At 73.0% G+C, this 15,383-nt stretch carries 14 protein-coding genes; 2 read left to right on the top strand and 12 right to left on the bottom strand.

The genetic code is table 11. The annotated features are described in order from the left end of the window. Window positions 1-131: 131 nt before the first annotated feature. The gene (locus QQM67_RS09855; protein ID WP_314173304.1) at window positions 132-992 is read left to right on the top strand and encodes a 3-hydroxybutyryl-CoA dehydrogenase; all 861 of its coding nucleotides are present in this window, start codon (window positions 132-134) and stop codon (window positions 990-992) included. 13 nt (window positions 993-1,005) lie between these two features. Here the strand turns inward: QQM67_RS09855 and QQM67_RS09850 are convergent, their stop codons facing one another. The 8 genes from QQM67_RS09850 to infC form a co-directional block, all read right to left on the bottom strand. Then, window positions 1,006-2,472 carry a PP2C family protein-serine/threonine phosphatase gene (locus tag QQM67_RS09850; protein ID WP_314173303.1) on the bottom strand — a complete coding sequence of 489 codons (1,467 nt, stop codon included), beginning with the start codon at window positions 2,470-2,472 and terminating at the stop codon, window positions 1,006-1,008. Window positions 2,473-2,777: 305 nt separating this feature from the next. Continuing rightward, window positions 2,778-5,363 (bottom strand): phenylalanine--tRNA ligase subunit beta, encoded by a 2,586-nt coding sequence (pheT, locus tag QQM67_RS09845; protein WP_314173302.1) that lies wholly within the window; start codon window positions 5,361-5,363, stop codon window positions 2,778-2,780. Next, entirely contained in the window at window positions 5,363-6,511 is a 1,149-nt protein-coding gene (gene pheS / locus QQM67_RS09840) for a phenylalanine--tRNA ligase subunit alpha (RefSeq protein ID WP_314173300.1), read from the bottom strand. The genes pheT and pheS overlap by 1 nt, the downstream gene beginning before the upstream one ends. 215 nt (window positions 6,512-6,726) lie before the next feature. After that, window positions 6,727-7,968, bottom strand: a complete 1,242-nt coding sequence (locus QQM67_RS09835; protein ID WP_314173299.1) for a sensor histidine kinase — start codon at window positions 7,966-7,968, stop codon at window positions 6,727-6,729. Window positions 7,969-8,221: 253 nt separating this feature from the next. Further along, window positions 8,222-9,115 (bottom strand): TrmH family RNA methyltransferase, encoded by an 894-nt coding sequence (locus tag QQM67_RS09830; RefSeq protein WP_314173298.1) that lies wholly within the window; start codon window positions 9,113-9,115, stop codon window positions 8,222-8,224. 109 nt (window positions 9,116-9,224) lie between these two features. Next, on the bottom strand, window positions 9,225-9,608 hold the full coding sequence (rplT, locus tag QQM67_RS09825; RefSeq protein ID WP_314173297.1) for a 50S ribosomal protein L20: 384 nt from the start codon (window positions 9,606-9,608) through the stop codon (window positions 9,225-9,227). A gap of 81 nt (window positions 9,609-9,689) precedes the next feature. After that, window positions 9,690-9,884 carry a 50S ribosomal protein L35 gene (gene rpmI, locus QQM67_RS09820; RefSeq protein WP_045865535.1) on the bottom strand — a complete coding sequence of 65 codons (195 nt, stop codon included), beginning with the start codon at window positions 9,882-9,884 and terminating at the stop codon, window positions 9,690-9,692. A gap of 132 nt (window positions 9,885-10,016) precedes the next feature. Then, window positions 10,017-10,673 (bottom strand): translation initiation factor IF-3, encoded by a 657-nt coding sequence (gene infC, locus QQM67_RS09815; protein ID WP_314173295.1) that lies wholly within the window; start codon window positions 10,671-10,673, stop codon window positions 10,017-10,019. Between the two features lie 347 nt (window positions 10,674-11,020). On the opposite strand from infC, the gene QQM67_RS09810 reads away from it, so the two are divergent. After that, window positions 11,021-11,395, top strand: a complete 375-nt coding sequence (locus tag QQM67_RS09810; protein ID WP_314173294.1) for a DUF1844 domain-containing protein — start codon at window positions 11,021-11,023, stop codon at window positions 11,393-11,395. 24 nt (window positions 11,396-11,419) lie between these two features. Here QQM67_RS09810 and QQM67_RS09805 read toward each other — a convergent pair whose 3' ends face one another. The 4 genes from QQM67_RS09805 to QQM67_RS09790 all read right to left on the bottom strand — a co-directional run bounded on the left by QQM67_RS09805 (window position 11,420) and on the right by QQM67_RS09790 (window position 15,243). Next, window positions 11,420-12,157, bottom strand: coding sequence for an MIP family channel protein (locus tag QQM67_RS09805; protein WP_314173293.1), 738 nt, complete (start codon window positions 12,155-12,157; stop codon window positions 11,420-11,422). A gap of 159 nt (window positions 12,158-12,316) precedes the next feature. Beyond that, window positions 12,317-13,078, bottom strand: a complete 762-nt coding sequence (locus tag QQM67_RS09800) for an SseB family protein (RefSeq protein ID WP_314173292.1) — start codon at window positions 13,076-13,078, stop codon at window positions 12,317-12,319. 150 nt (window positions 13,079-13,228) lie between these two features. Next, window positions 13,229-14,461, bottom strand: coding sequence for a type VII secretion-associated serine protease mycosin (gene mycP / locus QQM67_RS09795; RefSeq protein ID WP_399066013.1), 1,233 nt, complete (start codon window positions 14,459-14,461; stop codon window positions 13,229-13,231). Continuing rightward, window positions 14,458-15,243: a hypothetical protein gene (locus QQM67_RS09790; protein WP_314173291.1), complete on the bottom strand. Its 786-nt coding sequence runs from the start codon at window positions 15,241-15,243 to the stop codon at window positions 14,458-14,460. Before QQM67_RS09790 ends, mycP begins: the two co-directional genes overlap by 4 nt. Between the last annotated feature and the right edge of the window lie 140 nt (window positions 15,244-15,383).

The raw sequence follows: 15,383 nt of genomic DNA, 5'->3' as shown, positions 1-15,383 counted from the left end.
AGCACCCCCGTACGCACTCCGAGTGGGGAGGAACAGGGCTGTTCCTCCGGGGCCGTTCCGCTGCGGGCCGTTCCTTCCGGGGTCGTCACGCCCGTCGCGCCTGGGACCCAAGGATCAGCGAAAGGCACGAGGTGACGGACATCGAACGGGTCGGCGTGGTGGGCTGCGGCCAGATGGGCTCGGGGATCGCCGAGGTGTGTGCACGGGCCGGACTGGACGTCATGGTCGCCGAGACCACCGGCGAGGCGCTGGAACTGGGCCGCACACGGCTGGCCAACTCCCTCGGCAAGGCCGCGGAACGCGGAAAGATCACCGAGAACGAGCGGGACTCCACGCTCGGCCGGCTCGCCTTCACGACGGACCTGGGCGACTTCGCCGACCGCGATCTGGTCATCGAGGCCGTGATCGAGAACGAGCAGGTGAAGACGGAGATCTTCCAGGTGCTCGACCAGGTCGTCACCCGGCCCGACGCCGTTCTCGCGTCCAACACCTCCTCGATCCCGCTGGTGAAGCTCGCGGTCGCGACGTCACGCCCCGACCAGGTCATCGGCATCCACTTCTTCAACCCGGCTCCGGTGCAGCGGCTCGTCGAGATCATTCCCGCGCTGACCACCGGGGACGAGACCATCAAGCGCGCGGAGGCCGCCGTCTCCGGCATCCTCGGCAAGCACACGATCCGCGCCCAGGACCGCTCCGGGTTCGTCGTCAACGCGCTGCTGATCCCGTATCTGCTCTCCGCGGTCAGGATGTTCGAGTCGGGGATCGCGAGCCGCGAGGACATCGACAACGGCATGGAGCTGGGCTGCGCGCACCCGATGGGACCGCTCAAGCTCGCGGACCTCATCGGCCTCGACACCGTCGCCTCGGTCGCCGACTCGATGTACTCGGAGTTCAAGGAGCCCCTGTACGCCGCTCCGCCGCTGCTCCAGCGGATGGTGGACGCGGGACGCCTCGGCCGTAAGGCGGGCGCGGGCTTCTACGCGTATAGCTGACGCAGCGGGCCGGTCACGGGCAGGAGCACGCCAACTGCTCGTCGAAGTACGCCTGTTCCGGCTGCGGCTCGCGTCTCTGCCCGTGCACCCGGCAGCGGTCGTTGCGCAAGGCCAGCAGCGCGACGTCGTCGGGCAGCCGTCCGTTCGCGTGCCGCAGCAGGCAGCGCCGCAGCGAGTCCACGATGCCCTCCGGGGCGAGCGGGTCGGCGGCGCCCGCCGTCGCCCGGCGGCCCTTACGGCCCCGGGCACCGGCCACGGCCGCGGCGAGCGCCTCGGGGAGCGGAAAGAAGGCGCCCTCGGCGTCACGGGCGTCCTCTGCCCCGTCGGTGTAGAGGAACAGCACCTCCCCCGGCGGCAGGGCGAGTTGGCGGGGCTCCGGCCCGTCCGGCGGCAGCGGCACCATGCCGAGGGGCGGCAGGGGTTCTTCGCTGCACACCGGCTCGCTGCGGCAGCCGCCCGCGTGACCGGCCGTCAGCCGGTACGGCCAGGGGTGGCCGCAGTTGACGGCGCGCACCGTGCCGTCCTCGTGCACCTCCAGCAGCAGCACCGTCACGAACTCCTCGTCCACGGGCTCCTCTTCGGCGGGCCGGGCCCGGCCGCCGGGCTCCGGCGGTACGGCCGGCGGGGAGTGGCGGGCCGCCAAGTGCCGGTCCAGCGCCAGCTCCAGCCGGTGCGGCACGCGCTCCAGCCGCGGTTCGTCGTGCGCGGCCTCGCGGAAGCCGCCGAGCACCGCCGCGACTGTGCTCACGGCGCCGAGCCCGTGGCCCCGTACGTCACCGATCACGATGCGCACGCCGTGCGCGGTCTCCACCGCGTCGTACAGGTCTCCGCCGACCGCGGCGCCGCGCGTCGCCGAGAGATATCCCGCGGCCACGCCGAAGCCGCCGATGCGCGCCGGCAGTGGACGTATCAGCGCCTGCTGCGCGGCGGTCGCCACCTCGCGGGTACGGGCCAGCTCGTCGATGAGCCGCGCACGCCGCCGCGCCGAGTAGCAACTGGCCATGGCGACGCAGACGATGGCCCCGGACATGCCGGCCCTGCCGCCGATCTGCTCGTAGGCGGGCACCGAACCCAGCGGGTAGAGCGCGAGAAACGCACAGACGCCCCCGAGCCACACCCCGGTCCGCGCTCCGGTGCCGGCGCACGCCAGCGCGGGCGTCGCGGCCAGCAGCGCGACGCAGTGCGTGTCCACCGGCAGCAGAAGTTCCCACACCAGCACGCCCGTTGCCCATACGGCCGGCACCGCGAAGGCCATCGCCCTGCGTGCCGTCCGGGCGCCGGACGACGAGGGTTTCCCGTCCGCCGTCGCGAGCCGCGGAGACTTCACGGGCCCCGGAGCCTTCACCGCTTCGGCGTGCGCTGCGGTCCTCACGGCCTTCGCGGGCCCTGCCGCGTTCGCCGCCTCCAAGGCGCGCGCGCCGTCCGGTTCGCCGAGGCCGGTGCCCGTGACGCGTGTGCGAGATGCCTCGTCTCCGGTCATGCGGATGGTCCCTCCGGCCTACGGGGCGTCCGTCGGCCCCGTCCGTGCTGCTGTCTCTCCCCCTCCCCCCTGCGATCCCCCTGCGACCAGCACGATGGTGTCCGAACCACGGACCGGAACGACCAATGTCCGGCATTCCTCACACGATTGAGTGAGTCGACGCGTGACTGTGCGGTGCCGCGCCGCCCGCGCTTCCGGCGTGCGCGCCCGGCGCTCGGGAGCTCGGGACACACGACGGCCCGGTCCCTGGCTCTCCCGCCAAGGGACCGGGCCGTCGGTGTCCCGGGACCCGCCCGGGCCCGGTCTCAGGCGCCCGCGGGGGCCTGTGCCCCGCGCAGCGCCGCACCCGTGCGCCCGACCGCGGAGTCCACCGCGGCGTCCCGCGCCGCCGAGGCCTCGTCCGCCGTGAGCGTGCGGTCGACCGCGCGGAAGCGCAGCGCGTACGCCAGCGACTTCTTGCCGCCGCCGAGCTGTTCACCGGTGAAGACGTCGAACAGCCGCACCGACTCGAGGAGTTCGCCCGCGCCCTCGCGCAGCGCGGCCTCGACCCGCTCCGCCGGCACGGACTCGTCCACCACCAGCGCGACGTCCCGCGTCGCCACCGGGAAGGCAGAGACCCGCGGCGCCGTCACGACATCACCGCCCGCCCGCTCGACGGCGTCCAGGTCGAGCTCCATCGCACAGGTGCGCGGCGGCAGGCTGAGCGCCCTCACCACGCGCGGGTGCAGTTCGCCGGCGTGCCCGATCACGGTCTCCTCGCCGTCCTCACCGCGGATGGACAGGGCGGCGCACCGGCCCGGGTGCCACGGCTCGTACTGCGCGCTGCGTACGGCGAGTTCGACGCCGGCGGCTCCCGCCACCGTACGGGCGGCCTCGACCGCGTCGGCCCAGTTCGCCGCGCGGCCCTCGCCCCACCAGCCCGGCTGCTCGCGGGGACCGGCGAGCACGGCGGCCGCATGCCTCGGCTGCCCGGGCAACGCCGCCTCCAGGGAGGCGATCTCCTCGTCGGCCGGGCGGGCGTCGACGCGCAGCCGCGCGGCGTGCGTCTCGTCTCCGGTGGGAATGAAGACGAGGCCCGTCTCGAAGAGGGCCAGCCCACCCTGGCTGCCCTGGCTGCCGCGGCCCTCGTTGTTCCGCAGCGCCGCCAGGAGCCCGGGGAGCAGCGTCGTGCGCAGCGAAGGCTCCTCGTCGGAGAGGGGGTTGACGAGCGAGAGCGTACGGCGCCGCGGGTCGTCCTCGGCCAGGCCGAGCTGGTCGAAGGAACCCTGGCCGACGAAGGGGTAGTTGAGGGCCTCGACGTAGCCGGCGCCGGCCAGCGCTCGCCCGACCCGGCGGTGCAGCCGCTGCCGCTCGGTCAGGCCCCGGCCGGCGGGCGGCCTGGGCAGCGTGGACGGCAGGTTCTCGTACCCCTCCAGCCGGATGACCTCCTCGGCCAGGTCGTTGGGATCGGTCAGGTCGGGGCGCCAGGACGGGGCCGTGACGGTCAGCTCGTCCTGCCCGTACACGTCGCACCCCACCTGGAGGAGGCGGTGCACGACGGTCTCGCGGCCGTAGTCGACGCCCGCGACCCGGCCCGGAAGCGTCGCCGGGATCTTGATGACGTGCGGGCCGTGCGGGGTGACGAACTCGGTGACGCCCGGGTCGGCCGTCCCCCCGGCCAGCAGCACCAGCAGATCGACGGTGCGCTGGGCGGCCGCGGCCGCGGCCTGCGGGTCCACGCCGCGCTCGAAGCGGCGGGACGCCTCGGAGGAGATCTTGTGGCGCCGGCCGGTGCGGGCCACGGTGACCGGGTCGAAGTGGGCGGCCTCCACGACGACTTCGGTCGTGCCGCGCCACTCGCCGCTCTCCGGGTCCTGCTCGGGGTCGGCGATCTCGCTGTTGCCGCCCCCCATCACGCCGGCGAGCCCGATGGGCCCGGCGTCGTCGGCGATGACGAGGTCTTCGGTGTCCAGGTCCCGCTTCGTGCCGTCGAGCGTGGTCAGCTGCTCGCCCGCCGTGGCACGGCGGACCGTGATGGGGCCCTCCAGCCGGGAGCGGTCGTAGGCGTGCAGCGGCGAACCGAGCTCCAGCATCACGTAGTTGGTGATGTCGACGGGCAGCGAGACGGGCCGCATGCCGGACTTCTGGAGGCGCCGCTGGAGCCACAGCGGCGACGTGGCCTCCGGGCGCAGCCCCGTGACCGTACGGGCGGCGAAGCGGTCGCAGCCCTTGGGGTCGGCGACATTGACCGGGAAGCCGTCCTCGTTGGGAGTTGGCACGTCGAGCAGGGCGGGGTCGCGCAGCTGACCGCCGTACGCGGTCGCCGTCTCGCGGGCGATGCCGCGCATGGACAGGCAGTCGCCGCGGTCTGGGGTGACCGCGATGTCCAGGACCTCGTCGACGAGTTCGAGCACCTCGACGGCGTCGCTGCCCGGCTCGTACTCCGGCGGCAGGACGATGATCCCCGAGTGGTCGTCGCCCATCTCGAGCTCGGCGGCCGAACAGATCATGCCCTCGGAGACCTTGCCGTAGGTCTTGCGGGCGCTGATGGCGAAGTCGCCGGGCAGCACGGCACCGGGCAGCGCGACGACGACCTTGTCGCCCACGCGGAAGTTGGTCGCGCCGCACACGATGTTCTGCGGCTCGGCCGCGCCTCCCCCGGACTCCGTACGGGCGCCGCTTCCGGCATCTCCGACGTCGACCTGGCAGTAGCGGATCGGCTTCTTGAAGCCTGTCAGCTCCTCGATCGCGAGGACCTTGCCGACGACGAGGGGGCCCTTGAGGCCGGTGCCGAGCCGGTCGACGGTCTCGACCTCCAGGCCGGCCTCGATCAGCTTGGCCGCGACGTCCCGTCCGGTCTCGCCGGCCGGCAGGTCCACGTACTCTCGCAGCCACGAAAGCGGGGCGCGCATCAGATCTCCATCCCGAACGGCCTGGTGAAGCGCACGTCACCCTCGACCATGTCTCGCATGTCCTCGACGTTGTGGCGGAACATCATCATCCGCTCGATCCCGAATCCGAACGCGAATCCGCTGTACTTCTCCGGGTCCAGCCCGCACGCGGTCAGCACGCGCGGGTTGACCATTCCGCAGCCGCCCAGCTCGATCCAGCCCTCGCTGGAGCAGGTGCGGCACGGGCGGTCCGGGTCGCCGACGGACTCGCCGTGGCAGCGGTAGCAGACCATGTCCATCTCGGCGGACGGCTCGGTGAACGGGAAGTAGTGCGGGCGCAGCCGGGTGTGCACTCCCTCGCCGAACAGCTCGCGCACCATGTGGTCGAGCGTGCCCCTGAGGTCGGCCATCGTCAGGCCCTCGTCGACGGCGAGCAGTTCGACCTGCGTGAAGACGGGCGTGTGCGTCGCGTCCAGTTCGTCGGTGCGGAAGGCCCGGCCGGGGCAGATCACATAGACGGGAGGCTCGCGGTCGAGCATCGTACGGATCTGCACCGGCGAGGTGTGGGTGCGCAGCACCACGCCGCTGTCTCCCTCGGCGCCCGCGGCCCCGTCGCCGTCGCCGTCCTTCGCCGCACGTACGAAGAAGGTGTCCTGCATCGTGCGCGACGGGTGGTCGGGCGCGATGTTCAGGGCGTCGAAGTTGAACCACTCCGCCTCGACCTCGGGGCCCTCGGCGACCTCGTACCCCATGGCCACGAAGATGTCCTCGACCCGCTCGCTGAAGGTCGTGATCGGATGGCGGGCGCCGGCGGGCAGACGGTCGTAGGGCAGCGTGACGTCGACCGCCTCCTCGACGAGCGCCCGCTCGTCGCGCTCGCGCTCCAGTTCCTCCTGCCGCTGCTTCAGCGCCTGCCCGACGGCGCCGCGTGCCTGGCCGACGCGCTTGCCCGCCTCGGCCTTGGCCTGCGGCGGCAGTGCGCCGATCTCGCGGTTGGCGAGGGCCAGCGGGGAGCGGTCACCGGCGTGTGCGGCCTTCACCTCGCGCAGCGATTCGAGATCGCCGGCGGAGGCGATGGCGGTGAGCGCCTCGTCCCTGGCCCGGTCGATCACTTCCGGTTTGAGCGCCTCGACCTCGACCGGGTCGTAGGACTTATTGGGTGCGGACATCTTCTTCCATACTTCCGATTCGGATCCGGCTGCGCGCGAGTGTCCCTTCGGCCCGTAGGACCTGGGGCCCCCTCGGTCCTTGGAGGGCCTGGGGGCGGAACCCCCGGCAGCCGAGTCTAGATGGACGGGCACGCGCCCCCGCACACGGCCGTGATCGCCTGATCACGGGGAGGGGCCGCGCTCCCGCGGGCCGCGGAGAAGCCCGTGCGCGCCGCTCAGGCCATGAAGGCCGGGGCGCCCACGGGCAGGGTAAATCGGAAGCGGGCGCCGCCGGCGACCGCCCGGTCCACGGTGATCGTCCCGCCGTGCGCCTCGACGATGCCCTTGACGATGTAGAGGCCCAGGCCGGTGCCGCCGCGCTTGCTGCCCCGCCAGAAGCGGGTGAAGACGCGGCTCATCGACTCCTCTGGGATGCCGGGGCCTTCGTCGCTCACGGTGACTGCCGTTCCTTGTTCGTCGCTGCGGAAGGGTGCGGGTTCGACCTCAATGGTGACAGTGCCCTCGCCGTGGCGCACGGCGTTTTCCAGCAGATTCCCGAGGACCTGGTCGATCTTGTCGGGGTCGGCCCACAGGCCGGGCAGCTGTTCGCTGATGCGTGTGACGAAGCGGTCCGCGGAGCGTCCTGCCGCGATGTGCGCGTCGACGTGGCGGCGCACGGCCGCGGCCATGTCCACGGGCTGACGGCGCACCTCGAGGCGTCCCGAGTCGATGCGGGAGATGTCCAGCAACTCGGCGATGAGCCTGGTGACGCGGTTGGCGTCGGCGTCGACGGTCTCCAGCATCAGCCGCTTCTGGTCGTCGGTGAAGCGCTCCCACTTCGCCAGCAGCGTCGCGGTGAAGCCCTTCACCGAGGTGAGCGGCGAGCGCAGTTCGTGCGCGACCGTCGCTATCAGCTCGGCATGGCTGCGCTCGGCACGCCTGCGCGCCTCCGTCCCGCGCAGAGTCACCACCAGCCGCTGGACGGGCCCCTTCGGGTACGAGCGCACGTACCGGGCGGCGACGAGTACTTCGCGTCCGCCGGGAAGCAGCAGGTTCCGTTCGGGCTGGCCGGTGCGGGTGGCCAGACCGCCGTAGGGATCGGTCAGCTGCCACCACCGGCGGCCGTCCATGTCCTCCAGGGGAAGCGCCTGTTGGAGGGTGCCGCCCAGGGCGTCCGCTGCGCTGAGCCCGGTGATGCGCGACGCGGCGGTGTTGAAGCAGACGACGCGGCCCGCGCGGTCCGCGACGACCAGCCCTTCCGGCAGGTCGTCGGGGTGTACGCCGTGCCCTCCGGCCGCGGCCAGAGGCTCGGGCCGGGAGCCGCCGGTACGGGCGGCCGGCACCGACGGAGCGGGACGGTGCGGCTGCTCGGCGGGACGCGGCCGGTCCCCGGCGGAGCAGCCCGGCAGGTTCGAGGAGGCGTCGGCCGACGGGAACGGGACTCCGCGCGCATCCGTGCGCTGCGTCCCCACGTCCATTCGCGCCGCACCCCCCTCATCTGGCCTCACTGGCTCCACCGGCCCCAACTGGCTCCACTGGCTCCGCCCCCGGGCCCGCCACCCTACTAGTGCACCGTGCACGGTGTCCCTCCCCGCGACGCCGGGCGGGAGCGGCACTGACGGCAGCGGACGCGCGGCCGGGCGCACGCCGGGGCGCACGGTAACCAGGCATGTCCGTACGGGGTCGTCCGGGACGCCGAGGGGCTTCCAACTCGCGGCCGGTGCGCGGAACTCAGCGGCCGTCGCCGCGAAGACCGTCCCCGTGCCGGCATCCGCCGGCGGTGCGCTGCGCGCGGGCTGACGCGTACAGGCATACTGCCGCCGCCGTCGCCAGGTTGAGGCTCTCCGCGCGGCCGTGGATGGGCACCCTGACCACGGCGTCCGCGAGGGCGCGGGTCTCCTCCGGCAGGCCCCACGCCTCGTTGCCGAAGATCCAGCCGGTGGGGCCGCCCATCGTCCCGGCGTCGAGCTCGGCGTCGAGGTCGCGCTCGCCGGTGCCGTCGGCGGCCAGCAGCCGCACGCCCGCGGCGCGCAGCCCCGCGGCGGCCTCGGCCGCGGGAACTCCGACCACGACGGGCAGATGAAACAGCGAACCCGCGGACGCGCGAACGGTCTTGGGGTTGTAGAGGTCGACGGACGCGTCGGTGAGGACGACGGCATCGGCCCCGGCGGCGTCCGCGCAGCGCAGCACCGTTCCCGCATTGCCCGGATCCCGTACGTGCGCGAGGACCGCCACGAGACGCGGACGGGCGGCGAGCACCGCCTCCAGCGGGGAGTCGACGAACCGGCAGACCCCGACCAGCCCTTGAGGGCTGACGGTCTGCGCCATGCCGTCCAGCGTCTCCGGAGCGGCGAGGTGGACGCGTACCCCCGAGTCCCGGGCCTCCCGCACGATTCCGGGATGCCGCTCGGCGGCCTCGGGCGTCGCGAACAGCTCGGTCAGGGCGGGACCGTCCGCCCCGGTGTGGGCGTCGGCCTCCGCGGGACGGTGCGCGACGGCTTCCCGTACGGCCTGCGGCCCCTCGGCGAGGAAACGGCGGTCCTTGGCGCGGAAGTTGCGGCGCACGAGACGCCGCGCCGCGGCGACGCGGGCGGAGCGCGGGGAGATCAGGTCGGGGGTGCCCATGGGCGGCGGCTCACTTCCGGGTTGGTGCCCGTGCGTCACGCACAGCAGCGGACCCGCGGGCACTGATGCCTGCGGGTCCGCTGCTGGTGCGCCGTGCGCGCGGCGTGCTTCAGGCTGCCTTCGGGGCGTTGACGTCGCCCGGGAGAGCCTTCTGCGCCGCCTCGACGAGAGCGGTGAAGGCGCCCGCGTCGTTGACCGCGAGGTCGGCGAGGATCTTGCGGTCCACCTCGATGTTGGCGGCCTTCAGACCCTGGATGAAGCGGTTGTAGGTGATGCCGTTGGCGCGGGCCGCGGCGTTGATCCGCTGGATCCACAGCTGGCGGAAGTCGCCCTTGCGCCGCTTGCGGTCGTTGTAGTTGTAGACGTAGGAGTGGGTGACCTGCTCCTTCGCCTTCCTGTACAGACGGGAACGCTGGCCGCGGTAACCGCTGGCCTGCTCCAGGATCGCCCGGCGCTTCTTGTGTGCGTTGACTGACCGCTTGACGCGTGCCACTTGATAACTCCTTGGTACACGGGGCCGGTCTGGTGGGACGACCACCCAGCCCGAATCGATTGGGTCCCGGTCGAACCGGCCTTACTTGCCGAGAAGCTTCTTGACCTTCTTGGCGTCGGCCGGGGCCATCTCGGTCTTGCCGGCAAGGCGGCGCGTCAACGTGGACGGCTTGTGCTCGAGAAGGTGGCGGCGACCGGCACGCTGGCGCATCACCTTGCCGGAGCCGGTGATCTTGAAGCGCTTACGGGCACCACTGTGCGTCTTGTTCTTCGGCATGTCGCCGTTCACTCCTCGTCGGTGACGCCCGCGCCCGGCCCGGCGGGCCGACGGCGAAGGCGCCGTGTATCGCTTGTACGGACTGTCCGGACCGTGTCCGGGAGGTGTCCCGAGGCAGAGCCCCTGGAGGGCTCACGCCTCGGCGGGCTCCTCGGCGGGGCTGCTCTCCTGCTGGCGGCCGGCCTTGCGCGCGGCCTGGGCCTCGCGGGCCTCGGCCATCGCCTCGGTCTTCTTCTTGTGCGGACCGAGCACCATGATCATGTTACGGCCGTCCTGCTTCGGGTTGGATTCCACGAAGCCCAGGTCGGCGACGTCGTCCGCGAGCCGCTGGAGCAGACGGAAGCCCAGCTCGGGGCGGGACTGCTCACGTCCGCGGAACATGATCGTGATCTTGACCTTGTCACCCTGCTTGAGGAACCGGACGACGTGACCCTTCTTGGTGTCGTAGTCGTGCGGATCGATCTTCGGCCGGAGCTTCATCTCCTTGATGACCGTGTGCGCCTGGTTCTTGCGCGCTTCACGGGCCTTCATGGCCGACTCGTACTTGAACTTTCCGTAGTCCATGAGCTTGCACACCGGCGGACGTGCTGTCGCCGCCACCTCGACCAGGTCGAGGTCGTATTCCTGCGCTAGCTCCAGGGCCTTGGCAAGCGGCACGATGCCGACCTGCTCGCCACTGGGACCGACGAGTCGCACCTCGGGGACGCGAATCCGGTCGTTGATGCGGGGCTCGGCGCTGATGGGGCCTCCTCGGTTACACGCGCGGCGGTCTGGCGGACGGCCGCGCAAGTGATGTCGTCTTGTGACCACCGCACCAAGACGCAGAAAACGCCCCTGACGGACACAGGCGGTGGCTCCTCAAAGACCTGGAGCACCGACGCGCGATCCGCGGGGCGCAGCCTGACCGTTGACCCGCGGCCCTGAGGGCCGTCAGGTGGGAGTTCGGAGCCTCCACTTGCGGGCTGAAGTCACGTACTCTCCAGCCGGTCGATATCCCAGCATACCAGGGGCCACCGAGGTTCCCCACCGGAGCTTCCTGGGCAGGGACGGCACGGGGCCGGCAGCTCTCGCGGGATGCGGGTTCCGGGCGCCGGGAGCGCGCGGGGGCCCGTTGGGCACCCCCTAGGGTGGCACGCATGAGCGAAACCGAACCCCACGGCCCCTCCGGGGCGGGCGCCCCCGACTTCGACAGCATGACCCGAGACATCGCGGACGTGCCCGCGGTCGAGGTGATCACAACTGTCGCGGTGCACCTGATGAGTTCGGCCGCGGTCAATCTCGGGCTGTCCGAGGGCGGCGAGGACCACCGCGATCTGGACGAGGCGCGCAAGCTCATCCACTCGCTGGCGGGGCTCGTCACCGCGAGCGCCACGGAGATCGGCTCGTACCACGCGGCGCCGCTGCGCGACGGTCTGAAGTCGCTGCAACTGGCGTTCCGCGAGGCCTCGGCGGTGCCGGACGAGCCCGGGCAGGGCCCCGGTGAGAAGTTCACGGGCCCGGTCTTCAGCTGACGAGCCGGCGGAGCGGGGCGGCGGTCATCGAGGAGAGCCCGAGGGCTGAAGGTTCCTGTGCAGGTCGGCGCCCGCCGGGGGATGCGTGACGCGGTGCACCGCGGCCGCGAGCAGGCCGCCCACGAGCGGGGCGACGAGGAAGAGCCAGAACTGGGTGAGCGCCGCGCCGCCCGCGAAGATGGCCGGGCCCAGGCTGCGGGCCGGGTTGACCGAGGCGCCCGTCAGCGGGATGCCCATGAGGTTGACCACCGCCAGCGTGAGGCCGATGGGGAGTCCGCCGAAGCCCGCGATGGTCACCCTGTGGGTCATGCACAGATAGACGTAGACGAGGAACGCGGTCATCAGCAGTTCGGCGAGGAACGCGCCGCCGAGGTTGATCTGCACCGCGGAGCGGTCGCCGAACCCGTTGCTGCCGAAGCTCTCGCTGGTCTTGAGGCCGGGCACCTGCTTCGCGAGCAGGAAGAGCAGGGCGGCGCCCGCGATGGCACCGGCGACCTGGGCGATCCAGTACTTCACGGCGGTCGGCATGTCCAGGCGCTTGGCCGCCAGCATGCCGAGCGTGACCGCGGGGTTCACGTGGGCACCGGAGATCGGCCCGAAGACGTACGCCAGGGCGAGCAGCGTGAAGCCGAACGTGAGCGCGATGCCGAGCGTGCCGATGTACTCGCCCGCCAGGACCGTGGCACCCACCGCGAAGAAGACGAGGACCAGGGTTCCCAGGAATTCCGCCGCGGTCGTCTGTAGCTCCGTCTCGGTCGACATGGCGCTCCTGACACGTCGGGAATGGTCGCTCACCATCCTCCGCCGCGCACGGCGGGCTCGCATGTCGAGCCGGAAGCGGCCCCCACCAGCGACGACGCGGGTGCGGCAGGAGATCGCCGGGTGTGCCCGACGGGCGGCAGGCGGGACGACGGCGGAGCGTCACGCCCGGTAGAGCGCGCCTTCGGGCAGCGGGCTGCCGGGCGGAAGCAGGGCCAGTTCGAGGCCCTTCACCAGGCGTGAGCGCAGCACCTCGTCGGAGGCGAGGGCTCCGGCCAGCCGCCGTACCGCCGCAGCGGCCTCGTCGTGGTCGGCGGCGGCGTTCGCGGTCAGCGTGATCGCGAGGGTGGCGTCGGTTCCGGCGCCGCCGGGCACGAGGTGTGCGCCCGTCACGGCCGGATCGGCCGCGAGCAGGGTGCGCAGCGCGCCGGTGACACGGGGGTCGGCGGCGGGGTCGGCGCCCGCGTGCCCCTCGGCGAGGGCCCGCAGCGCGGCACCGGTCAGCTGGAACGTCACGGGCCCGGCGAGGTCCAGGACGAGGGTGTCGGCCTCCTCGTGCGCGACGGCTTGCAGCGCCCGGCTCAGCGGTACGGCCACGGGGCGGGCCTCCGCGTCCCAGCGGGCCAGCGCCTCGGTGCTGGTGAACGCGGGCAGCGCGCGGCGGCCTCCGGGCGAGGTGAGCGTCGGCACGGCCATCTCGCTCGACTTCTCGCGGCGCAGGCCCGATTCGTCGGTCTCGGTCTCCCCGAGGACGGCGACGACGGGCACCAGGAGGCGGGCTTCGGCGAGGGCCGCCAGCACACGCCGTTCGGCGCCCGGCTCCCCGGGGGCGGCCTGCCAGGCGCGGAGCGCCTCGGCGAGAGCGGGGTCGGCCGAACCGGTGTCGGCGGCGAAGCCGGGGTCGGGGATGTCCTTGAGCGCCACGGGCGTGAGCTTAGTTCCGCGGGGCGGCGCCGCCGGACGCCGGGGCTCCCGCCCGAACGCCCGGACCCGGAGCGGCCGTACACCCCGATCCGGGTGTACGGCCGCGTCCGTACGTGCTCAGCGCTGCGTCACGTCCTCAGCGCTATGTCCTCAGTGCTCCGGCAGCCGCGAGCGCACGCCGCGCAGCGTCTCCAGGTTCACGCCCTTGTGCACCGCCACGGCCCCGCCGATGAGCAGCAGCCCGAGCACGGCGGCGATGGTCGCCAGCCAGCCGGCGCTCGGCCCGTCGTCCGGGCCCGTGCCGAAGAATTCGCTCCGGTACGGGGCCTGACTCGGCTGCTGCTTCCGCGGCTTGATGTTGGAGCCCATCTCGATGGCCGCGGCCGGGTCGACGACGCCCGTGCCCAGGGCGTCGCTGCGTCCGCCCTCGGGAGTGTGCCGTGCCGTGTCGGACATCAGCTCCTTGATCTGCGCGGGGCTGAGGTCGGGGTGCGCGGCACGTACGAGCGCGACAGCGCCGGAGGCGAACGCCGAGGCCGCACTGGTGCCCCAGCCCTCGTAGTACTGCCGGTCCGGGTCGGCTATCAGCACCTCCTTGCCGGGGGCCGCGACGCTCGCGTACCAGCGGCGCGTGGAGAAGGACGCGCGCGCCCCGCGGCGGTCCACCGCGGTGACCGCGATGACGCCGGGATAGGCGGCCGGGTAGGAGACGTGGTCGCCGTCCTCTCCGCCGTTGCCCGCGGAGGCCACGACCACGGCGCCCTTGCGCTGCGCGTAGCGCACGGCGGCGTCCTCACCGGCCTCGGGGTGTGCGGAGCTGCTGTCGTCGCCGAGGGAGAGGTTGATGACGTCCGCGCCCTTGTCCGCGGCCCAGCGCAGACCGTCGGCGAGGGCGGAGGCGCGGGCGTTGCGGGCCCGCTTGCGCTTGGGGTCGCTGTCCTCCAGCAGGACGCGTACGGGAAGGATCTTCGCCTCCGGGGCGACGCCCATCACGCCGAGCTTGCCGCCCTTGCCGTGACCGTGGCCGGCGATGATCCCCGCCATGGCGGTGCCGTGCCGGGCCCAGGTCCGGTCGCCCTTCTTCGCGCCCAGACCGATGAAGTCGTGGCCGGCGCGCACGCTGCCCGCCAGATCGGGGTGGCCGGGGTCGACGCCGGTGTCGAGCACGGCGACGGTGATGCCCTTGCCCTTGGTGGTCTTCCAGGCGTCCGGCGCGTGGATGGCCTTCAGGCCCCACTGCTGCCGCTGAATGCCCTCGCCGTCCGCGGCCTGTGCGGTTCCGGCCGCGGGGAACACGCCGAGCGCGGCGGCGAACAGCGCGACCGCGACTCGGGTGGGGCGGCCGCGGCGCGGCCGGCTGTGTACGGGACGGGTGTAGGTCACTGGTCGGCCTCTTCTTCCCCTGCCGCGTTGCGCAGGCGGCGTTCGATGCGGTCCGCGATGCCCTGTGCGTCATGCCCGAGACCGGCCTGCGCGGCCGCCGAGGTCTCCCCCTTCTCGGTCGCCTCGGCCGCGGGCTGCGGGTCGCTGACGACGCGTCCGTCCGCGAAACCGCTCACGGCGTAGACGACGACGGGGGCGTCGGAGAGCACCCGTATCGTCCAGCTCGCGCGCTGCGCGTCGCCGAAGTCGGCCGAGACCGTGCCGCGTGATCCGTACGGACGGGGCATCAGGTCGCTGCGCTCGCCGAGGTTCTCCACGGCGAACCGCTTGCGGAGCGCCCGCATGCCCGCGCCCTCGGAGCGGGTGAAGACCAGACCGACCGTGATGACGCTGCTCGTGGTCTCGTCGGCGTACGTGGCCCGTACGAGGCGGCTGCATCCGACGGGCGAGAGCGCCTTGGCGAGCAACGGGTCGAACGCACCACGGCAGTTGCTGTCCGGCGCGACCCCGACGCGGAGCCAGCGGCGGTCGGCGCCGCCGGGGCCCGCGCCCCGCCCGTCCAGGACGCGGGGGAAGAGCTTGTCGACGGGGATGTTGTGCCATGCGGCGCGCATGTCGTCGAACGAGCCCTCGGTGACGGCCTGTTCGCCGGGATCGTCGGTGAGCCAGGTACCGGCCGCGGCTCCGCCGAGCAGGCCGACGCCCAGGACGAGACAGACGGCTGCCGCGACGGTGCGCGGCGCCGGACGGCTGTGCGGAGGTTTGTCGCTGATCGGCCGCAACTGCCAGGTGGGAGGCCCGGAGTCGGGGAGCCCGGGCCGCCAGGGCGTGCCGGGAGGCGGCCCTGCGGGACCGGACGGCGGCCCCGCGGGACCCGGGCGAGCGGAAGGCCGCTGCGGAGGTACGGCTGCCGCGCCCGCAC

This window comes from Streptomyces winkii (assembly GCF_032248595.1).
GTDB classification, from domain to species: Bacteria; Actinomycetota; Actinomycetes; order Streptomycetales; family Streptomycetaceae; genus Streptomyces; species Streptomyces winkii.
This window is presented reverse-complemented; position numbering and strand designations above follow the sequence as displayed.

Coding starts and splice junctions, on each gene's coding strand:
- QQM67_RS09850 (WP_314173303.1), bottom strand. CDS start 2,472: ATGACCGGAGACGAGGCATCTCGCACACGCGTCACGGGCACCGGCCTC.
- pheT (WP_314173302.1), bottom strand. CDS start 5,363: ATGCGCGCCCCGCTTTCGTGGCTGCGAGAGTACGTGGACCTGCCGGCC.
- pheS (WP_314173300.1), bottom strand. CDS start 6,511: ATGTCCGCACCCAATAAGTCCTACGACCCGGTCGAGGTCGAGGCGCTC.
- QQM67_RS09835 (WP_314173299.1), bottom strand. CDS start 7,968: ATGGACGTGGGGACGCAGCGCACGGATGCGCGCGGAGTCCCGTTCCCG.
- QQM67_RS09830 (WP_314173298.1), bottom strand. CDS start 9,115: ATGGGCACCCCCGACCTGATCTCCCCGCGCTCCGCCCGCGTCGCCGCG.
- rpmI (WP_045865535.1), bottom strand. CDS start 9,884: ATGCCGAAGAACAAGACGCACAGTGGTGCCCGTAAGCGCTTCAAGATC.
- QQM67_RS09810 (WP_314173294.1), top strand. CDS start 11,021: ATGAGCGAAACCGAACCCCACGGCCCCTCCGGGGCGGGCGCCCCCGAC.
- QQM67_RS09805 (WP_314173293.1), bottom strand. CDS start 12,157: ATGTCGACCGAGACGGAGCTACAGACGACCGCGGCGGAATTCCTGGGA.